The sequence below is a fragment of the Photobacterium carnosum genome (assembly GCF_002849605.1).
Classification (GTDB): Bacteria; Pseudomonadota; Gammaproteobacteria; order Enterobacterales; family Vibrionaceae; genus Photobacterium; species Photobacterium carnosum.
The window spans coordinates 78,460-86,850 of record NZ_NPIB01000020.1; the positions used below are offsets into that span (position 1 = coordinate 78,460).

11 protein-coding genes are annotated in these 8,391 nt (G+C 36.8%); 1 reads left to right on the plus strand and 10 read right to left on the minus strand.

Annotated elements, in window-relative coordinates; genetic code table 11:
• Positions 1-284 precede the first annotated feature (284 nt).
• The 10 genes from CIK00_RS15165 to pilL2 all read right to left on the minus strand — a co-directional run bounded on the left by CIK00_RS15165 (position 285) and on the right by pilL2 (position 7,343).
• Positions 285-782, minus strand: coding sequence for a hypothetical protein (locus CIK00_RS15165; protein ID WP_065208491.1), 498 nt, complete (start codon positions 780-782; stop codon positions 285-287).
• A 7-nt stretch (positions 783-789) separates the two neighbouring features.
• Complete coding sequence (locus CIK00_RS15170; RefSeq protein ID WP_156731389.1) at positions 790-1,035, minus strand: hypothetical protein; 246 nt, start codon at positions 1,033-1,035, stop codon at positions 790-792.
• Between the two features lie 367 nt (positions 1,036-1,402).
• Positions 1,403-1,855: a hypothetical protein gene (locus CIK00_RS15175; protein ID WP_144043170.1), complete on the minus strand. Its 453-nt coding sequence runs from the start codon at positions 1,853-1,855 to the stop codon at positions 1,403-1,405.
• Between the two features lie 20 nt (positions 1,856-1,875).
• The gene (locus tag CIK00_RS15180) at positions 1,876-2,415 is read right to left on the minus strand and encodes a transglycosylase SLT domain-containing protein (protein WP_065208488.1); all 540 of its coding nucleotides are present in this window, start codon (positions 2,413-2,415) and stop codon (positions 1,876-1,878) included.
• Positions 2,416-2,599: 184 nt separating this feature from the next.
• Positions 2,600-3,058 carry a hypothetical protein gene (locus tag CIK00_RS15185; RefSeq protein WP_144043171.1) on the minus strand — a complete coding sequence of 153 codons (459 nt, stop codon included), beginning with the start codon at positions 3,056-3,058 and terminating at the stop codon, positions 2,600-2,602.
• A gap of 541 nt (positions 3,059-3,599) precedes the next feature.
• Positions 3,600-4,349: a hypothetical protein gene (locus CIK00_RS15190; protein WP_065208486.1), complete on the minus strand. Its 750-nt coding sequence runs from the start codon at positions 4,347-4,349 to the stop codon at positions 3,600-3,602.
• Complete coding sequence (locus CIK00_RS15195; protein WP_144043172.1) at positions 4,339-4,830, minus strand: hypothetical protein; 492 nt, start codon at positions 4,828-4,830, stop codon at positions 4,339-4,341. Before CIK00_RS15195 ends, CIK00_RS15190 begins: the two co-directional genes overlap by 11 nt.
• 182 nt (positions 4,831-5,012) lie before the next feature.
• Positions 5,013-5,822, minus strand: coding sequence for a hypothetical protein (locus CIK00_RS15205; RefSeq protein WP_065208483.1), 810 nt, complete (start codon positions 5,820-5,822; stop codon positions 5,013-5,015).
• Between the two features lie 10 nt (positions 5,823-5,832).
• Positions 5,833-6,831 (minus strand): hypothetical protein, encoded by a 999-nt coding sequence (locus CIK00_RS15210; RefSeq protein WP_065208482.1) that lies wholly within the window; start codon positions 6,829-6,831, stop codon positions 5,833-5,835.
• A gap of 8 nt (positions 6,832-6,839) precedes the next feature.
• Positions 6,840-7,343: a PFGI-1 class ICE element type IV pilus protein PilL2 gene (gene pilL2, locus CIK00_RS15215; protein ID WP_065208481.1), complete on the minus strand. Its 504-nt coding sequence runs from the start codon at positions 7,341-7,343 to the stop codon at positions 6,840-6,842.
• A gap of 397 nt (positions 7,344-7,740) precedes the next feature.
• On the opposite strand from pilL2, the gene CIK00_RS15220 reads away from it, so the two are divergent.
• A complete protein-coding gene (locus tag CIK00_RS15220) occupies positions 7,741-8,169 on the plus strand; it encodes a hypothetical protein (RefSeq protein WP_082960789.1) in 429 nt (142 codons plus the stop codon).
• Positions 8,170-8,391 lie beyond the last annotated feature (222 nt).

Consider the following 8,391-nt stretch of genomic DNA (forward strand, 5'->3'; position numbering starts at 1 on the left):
GCCCAAAGAGGGAACGAAAGATCTCACCAATCGATAAAGTATGTTTTGACAAAAAACACTGGCTTATAATGAATAATGACTGGGAAAACATATAGCCATTCACTACACAAAATCCAATAAACAAAATCCAATTATCACGCTGTTTAAATCTACCGGTTAAGCAAACCTCCTTAATGTATTTCAATAATTCTTTAAAGGTTGGTTTCGCGTTAGTATATTTACTCAATGCTTTACTCCAAAAAAAAGCTGCTAGTGATCACCACCAGCAACTAATTAAATTTATTTTATCGAATGATATATTTCAGAACAGAGCCAATTAACACCAGTGCGATGTAAACCCAAAAAAGGCTAATCTTCGCTACTACAACTGCTTTAATCTTCACGTACTGTTTTGTAGTTAGGCTCTTACCACCATCAAGGAACATACGGAGAATAGATTTAAGACTACGATCTCCCCCAAAGCCGTAATAGATAAATGCTAAAAGGTGGCAAACGGTCAGTGCAGCAAAAACAGTAATACCTAGTGGGATATTACCCAATAGACCAATCACAATTAAAAAGCAGAAGTCTGTAATGATACTTACTTTTTCGGTTGGGGTTTCGTTAAACTCAATTAACCCCTTTAAATCAAATTTAAAAGATCGATTCTTCTTGGTTTCTTCATTATTATTTAATTTTTCAGCAGTGGTTTCTACATTCTCAATATCAGCCATGATCACCTCGTCGTCACGTATCTTTTTATTAGTTTCAGGCTGACTTTCTGTTGCTTTAAAATCGGTCATTTTTTCTCTAATTAGTCTCGTAGCATGGGGAATGTTGTCGAATGGAACTGTAAAAGTTATGGACTGTTTTTCTTACATTGGATTCAGATGTTTCTAGTAGGGCTAATGTCGCCTCTTGACACATTTGTAAGTTCAAATCTTCTAAATTACCTAGACAGTAAACCTGATGTATTGCGGCCATTTTAGTGCGAATAAAATCATGATTTACTTGCTTGCTATCACTTGCTAATACCCAATCAGCGGTCTTGCACATTAGAAACATGAAATCCTCTGTTTTATCAGTAGGGTTAAGTAGATCTCTTTGCTTTTGTGTTAGTTCTTTCGTATTTGAAGTTGTGTATAAAGGTATAAGTGTCATTGATAGCCATTCCATTGATGTCAGATGAAAAAGGCTGTAAATAAGTAATGTTGCAAACAGCCAGTTTTCTTTTTTGTTACATTCTGGTAGCTAATATAATCGTCATTAAAAAATACGGCTTAATTAGTCACGCAGCGCAATATTCAAAATTTGACACGAGGGTAATCTAAGAGGTTATTCGTACCAGTCTTGCTATAGGTAAAGCAGAAATTAGAGCAAAAAAACTGCAAACGGGCGTTTGCAGTAATAAAAGGGTTAAGCATTACTTCAGTGGAAGTTGCTCGAACATATCAGCCTTGCTTTCTGACATTTCGTTTAGTAATTGCCGTGAGATATATGCAGCACTGTAGCAGTCTTCATTCTCGTTAATGGGCATCACCAATAACATGCAGTGACGGCCATAATCTTTAATGGTTTGTATTTTGGTTACGCAGCAACATTGAGCGAACTCATGAATGGCGTGTTGAAAGTCATAAATGAATAAGCGTGTATTCAATGTTTCATTACTTAGGAAATCACTAGCTGGCTCAAACTCTCGCTCAGGATGATTAAACATTTCTTTTCGATATACCATTTCGACTAGCCAATCCAGAAATTGAGTTACCGTGCTTAACGTATTGAGTGTACTACGTGCGTTGATATTCATTGCTGGTTGTGTTGTTTCTCGAACCAAAGCATGTAACGTTGATTGTGAAACAGGTGTTTTCTTATGCATGGTCATGTTATCCAGATCTTTTAATTATAAGTACGAGCTAATTTGTCTTTGTATCGCTTCTTGTATCGTGAAGCCGCTTTCTTGTTTCCAGGGGAGTGATAATAAGCAGCAGCATCAATCCAATTACCACGCGCTATATACTCCTCTCGCAGTATTTCGCACCCAACACGGACGTTAGTTTCTGGTGCAGTCATTTCCCATAAAGATTTAACTCTATCTTTATGCCAACGCCAATTCACTTGCATGATGCCAATATCAAACAAGAGTTGTTTACGGTCTATAAGACGTTGTGCAGCAATATAAAGCGATTTTCGATTAGGGTAGAAATAGGATTTGCCTTTGTGGTTTATCGTCCACGCCCACGGTGACGAACGCCCATTTTTCAAACCTGTTTCTGTCTCAGTTAGAGCAATGGCAAACAAGTTTTTAGATGGTACATTGCATGAACTAGCTATTTTTTTAAATGCCGATGGTACTTGAACTTTTTTGGCATTTGCATGGGGTACTGTTGAAACACCAAGTGCTAGTGCTAATACAAAATAACGAAATTGTTTACTCATTTAACTGACTTCCTCTATCGAACAACACCATTTTTATCCAATTATTATTTTCTGGTGGAATTAGTGCGTAATAGAAAAAAGCGCGACCAATAAAAATTATTAGCCGCGCTTTAGTGGTTGGATAAGTGTTTAATTAGATAGGTTAGTTGTAAGTTTGATTAGATTTTGAAAACTACAAAATCATTTATTCAAAATGGCTCGACACGACTTTTACCGGAGAGAACGCACAGATAGTATTTACATCATACTCAAAACCACCTGTCGCTTGCTGCACTGGTGTTTCAATTGCAGCCACAATTAGCTGTAATTCAATATCGCTAGATAACAACTCAAGACAAGGGATTACATCACTAACATCACCGAAATCACTCATACCGTTCTTTAGAACTGCAATACATGTATTAACGGATAATTGTACGTATTTGATATGATCTTTAATTTCAGATTCAGGAATATTGCGCTTTTGCCCAAAACCAACTTGAACACCGCGCTCCCATGAAACTACTTCTGTGTCATTCGATAAGTAATTGGGAAAACTCCCCATAACCTTTTCTGGTGCACTCGGAATCATTTGCTTGCTTCTTCTTACACACTCAATCAATAAGTTTAAAAAGAAACGATCATTTTGTTTTTTACCAATCATTACGCCCATCCTAAATATCCATTTTTGAAACCAACGGGTGAATGATATACGTCCTCTTGATTCATGCCGTTTTTAGTTGTTATGGGTATTTTTGATGATTTATTGATGCTTAATTTTTAGTTCAATTCAAATTGCCGAGTGTCGATCTTTTTAGGGTTTTACAATTAAGTGCAAACAAAGCCTTAAAATGAATACATAGCCGAATAATCAGCATATCAATGGTAATTCGCCAGCTAAAACCCATATTAAAATGAATAAAAATATTATTTATCTTAATTGATACTTTTCAATCGCTATAAAGCAATTAAAATAGCTGGTGGTATAAAACGTATTCTTTTACCCCAAACAATACAAATGTGATGTTGATTAGGTATTCAGTTGGCTGTTACATTTTACTTAATTAACCAGATAATACTCATATAATCATGAATAAATATATATTTAATGTTTTTTGTTACCTATGAAATATTATTGAAAACTTTAGCTGAAATAGATTTTGTATTTAACATCTTTAATTATAAATAAATGAGCCGTTGCCTTTTTACCGCAGGACTCGTTTACGTTTCGGCATAATATCAGCAAAAGTGCCGCCACTGGCTAAGATAGATAAGCTATCGTTTATTTGTTGGTAGCACCAATTATGATCATATAAGTCTCGTTCCGAAATTAACTTTTTCTCAATGAATGCATTTCGCTTGGCCATTTCATCAAACCATAAAAACTTTGCTGTTATATACAAATGATTAACGTAAAAGTGATTAACTATACCAGCATGTAATTCGTGCGTAATCTTCGCTATGTAGGCCGTAAGTGTCTTAAAGTAATCATCTATTGTGTGTGGGATCTTCGTGGCCTTAATCGGGCTTCCCGTGTATTTTATCGGTATTTGTAATGCTAGTGTGTACTCGTAACTACGAACAACTTTGCGACATTGCATTTTGATAAATAGAGGGACGCAGTTATGTATGTAATCTGTTTGAAATACAATTGAACTAGGTTCTTGATGATTGGATATAATGTTAGCTAATTTATGCGAGTAACAAGATTCAAGATCAGGCTGTAAAGCTAGATGTTTAGCATTTCGATGATCGCTACAATCAGGCATTTTTAAATGTTCAATGTAGTACCAATCCACAGCCTCACATATAGAATGAGTAATACCTAACTCCCCAATACGAAAAAACTTATTTGATTTTACGTAAGTGCGGCTAATTCGGAACGCTGGCGTGAATGTGTCGCCTTGACGATAGCAATTCAAAATAAGGAAATCGTGAATAGAACTAATCATCATAATCATATACCGTCTGTTTGCTTTGTTTGTGTTGTTCTATTCGCATTAAACATGCTTGTTCAAATGAGCTTCGTTCTGCAAAAAATGCGGCACAACGATTCAATTGGCTATCACGAAAACTAGGAAGTAGTTTGATAGCATCTGATAAATAAACCATTACAATCACTGGCTCTTTACCAGAAAAGCACAACCATTCGTAATCGTTTTGCCAACCAGCAAATTCATCATCAAGCGTAATATCAAAATCAGCAGCAGAAGATACAACGTCACTTGCTGGCACAACAATAAACCTAATGTTTGTAGATTTATCACGAATACGTGAATACGCCCTACGTGTTAAATAGTCGATTGATGATTGCATGAGATTTATTATCTCAATAGGTTCTTTAATTAACTTGCAGCTTTCTGTGTTTTTTAAAGATCTTGCCATGAGGGTTAATTTTAGCTCGACACTAGATCTTTCTATCTCAATATTTTCCATAATCGCCACCAGCAATGAGTATGGAATTATTATGATAGATAAGGGAAGTTTAGCGGTGTTTAGTTGGGAAAGGGTGACGGCCTTACTCAATGGCCATGTTTTTAAACTCGAATAAAAACCTTTAATTAACCGGCACAAAATGAAAAAACAAGTTTTTCACCTCGTACCGGTTTAAGTTTAAATCAACGCAATGATATTGTTTGTGTTTTACCATTACTACTTACTGTCATGTAAGGCAGTGAGCGAGCCGGTTGCTTTGATCCGTTATCAACGAACGATACACCAGCCAATTTATTTGGGTGTTTGCTTGATAATGAATACTTGAACTGCTTAGTTGAAGCATCCGTTGCGTTGTAAAAGTGATATTTAAGCTGAGTGTGCGGCTGCTTGGCTTGGAGTGTTCGACCCATATCAACTAAACACTGACTATCGCTAACACATACACTTGGATCAACGTAAATATTAACAAGTTCAGTATTGGCATTTCCGGTATCGTCCATAACAATCGTGTCTTTAAGAGCAAACTCTTTCTTCTGCTCCCAATTCATCCAACGAGGGCTGTTTGGATCGTTCTGCTTCTCAACTTTAATCATGGTTATAGCAAATGCCGTTTCTAAACGTTCACGCTCAGTACGTTGTTTATAAGCTAGTTTAGCGTATTTAGTTCGTTCTTCTTCCGTTTTAGCCGAATTACCAAGAGCAATTACAGGATCTATATCTGGTGTCCATTTACCGCGAGGGGTGTACTCCATAATGTACTTATACTTGGCATATTCCTGATTGCTCAAATTGAAGTTTTTAGCCTTAATAAGATCTTCTTTAGTTAGACCAATATTCACATCGTTAATACTAAGGTTTTGGGCAATATTACTTACAGTGTTGCTATATGATGCTTGGCTAGTCACGGTCTTAACAGAACTTGCTTGTGCCGGTACAGAGACAGCAGAAAACAATGCACTAGCGATGAAGAATGATAGTTTTGCAGATTTCATAATTACTTCCCTAATTACGGAGCTTAACTAAACGATTATTCGGTGCAATAAACGTGACTGAGTGAGCTTCAATGCTTTTAACGACAAAACCATTCACGTTATAACCAGGGTAAATAACGCGAAAACCATCTGGCGACATTAACGTAGCTGAGTATTTGTGATTCCACATATCAATGCTGGCTAACGTAACACCGTTAATGCGATAGACTTCTTGGATCGAATTAGTCTTAGGTTTTCTTACTATCTTCTTGTGCTTACGAACAACGGGCTTTTGTTTGTACGAACTGGACTTCTTGGCCTCTTGTTTCTTAGCTTCAATGACTTTCTTAGCGTTAGCCTGTTCGATACCATCAACTTTCGTATTTAGACGTATAAGGGCATTATCCGTTGAAAGTGACTTCTGATTAACAGCCGTAGTTAAGGTTTCTACCTTTTCATTGAGTGCTGTTACTTTATTTTCGTTACTGCCATTCATTTGGAACATCGTAAGCTGATCACTCGATAGCTTTTCGATAGCAGCCTTGTTTTCTTCAACAATTTGCGACTCATTAACGGCACGACTCTTAATACCGTCTAGTTGCTCTTGTATGAGCGCAACTTCACTTGCATAACCCTTGGCTTGGGTTTGTGCGTTTAAGCCCGTATACACGCCACCAGCAGCAAAAAGTAGACTAATACCAGTAACACACCAAAGTAGGACGTTGCTTTTCCCTGAACTTGAACGATTAGGTTCTTCATCATCCGGTATTTCTGTGTAAATAGGTTCAGCAACTTCTTTTTCTTCTTCTTCGAGGTACTGGTTTTCTAAGCTTTCATCAACCTCAGCATCATGGGCACTCTCAAGCTCAGGTTTAGGTTCAGGTTCTTGTCTTTCGATCACTTCACCATCACCACTTACATCTTTACCATCACTCGATACTTCTAAATCAAGATCACCGGTAGGATGCTGTAGCTGTTCATCTTTATTATCGAACACTGCAAAATCATCATTCTTATCAGTTTTACTCATACTTCCCCCTAGCGATTATTGCTACCAACAAGAAACTTATATGACTTTTCTTTGTGGATAGGTTCAATGCCAACAAGATCTGCAGGGCAGATGATTTTTACTGTTCGCATGACAGGATCTACACGGTAATCAAAACCATCACCGATTAACGTGTCGATTAAATTACGAACGGTTACTTGGCTAACGCTACGTTGCACCAGTGGCAATGGTAACTGCATAAGACGATTGGCACTTGCCGTTAACTGACTAGGGGCAATAAGCGTGTAACCCGTTCGTAAGAGTACGTAATTCAATGCTTGACCAACCGTAGATACGTTCTGTGGAAAAGTAATTGTAGTTACAGTGAGTAGGGGATCTTTTTGCTCTGCAGATGCATCAACGTTAATTAGCGTTAAGCCATTTTCTACGTATTGTGGCAAACGATCTGGATTGTCGATTAGATTGGCGTTAGCTGTACTAGCCGCACCTACTAGTAGTAATGCCATTGTTAATTTAGATATGGATAACTTCATTAGTAATAAACCTCATTATTCGTGAGATCATTATCAGGGAAGTTTTATTTGTGAGCCGTTTTAGTCACTCAGCCGATATATTGTAGTTGTAGTAGAAGTTCATGATTTGATATTGCAAACAACAAAAACAATCTATTTTGCAGGTTAATATGGTATGTGAGCGAATTTGGGCTGCTATATGTAGGTCATAGGTTTTTTATGGCCGCTGGCTTTTTACACTCCAGGGGGATTAGTCTAACTAAGTTATGCCCCTTTATTAGTTAAACCTAATATTCATTTATATCGTATTAACGTGATTTCGGATTAGTTTGTGTATGTAATCAGGCTTATTAAATATACTGTTAAGTTTCATATTGGGATTACGGCAATTTGATTACATAGTCATTCATTTTTATTCGTGACTTGGGCTGAAAAAGTTGATTATGTAACTGTTTTTTTGTCTTATGATTTAGATTTTGTGGTAAAAAGTCAGAAGATTATTAAGGTTGTTAATCTGGAGAGTACTATGCCAAAACATCATTTTTTATTGACTTACTCAGTATCTCCCAACGGAAGTGGGGATAAAGAAAGCCGAGCAGCCGATAAAGTTAGACGAAAGATCACTAAATTAGAAGAATGGCGAAAGTTAGATAATGTAGAGACTGCTTTTGAAGGACAACTTTACCTTGTTTCAAATGATGTCGAAGATAAAAGAAGTGAAGCAGAAGAAGATGTTACTAAGGTTTTTAGAGCTGTAGTTGATGAACTCGATGCATATTCTGATGTTTGGGTTAATGTAGCGTTATCAGTTGATAAGCTTGGTGCTTGTATCGAATTTAGAGTTTAAGAACCTAAAACTTAACAGAGCATTTAAGAGTGATTCCCAACGCTTAGCATTTTTAGTCCTATCGTTGGGTTTCGTGTTTAAGGCATTATGCTTAGTGAAGTGGTCAAGTAAAACTGTACACCTTTATAGGTGTTTAAATTAAGCGGCTGCTTCCATCACCACTGGCGGTAAATAGTTGTTATAACTATGGCCCCGCTTAGTGTTGTAATGCTGCAATATATA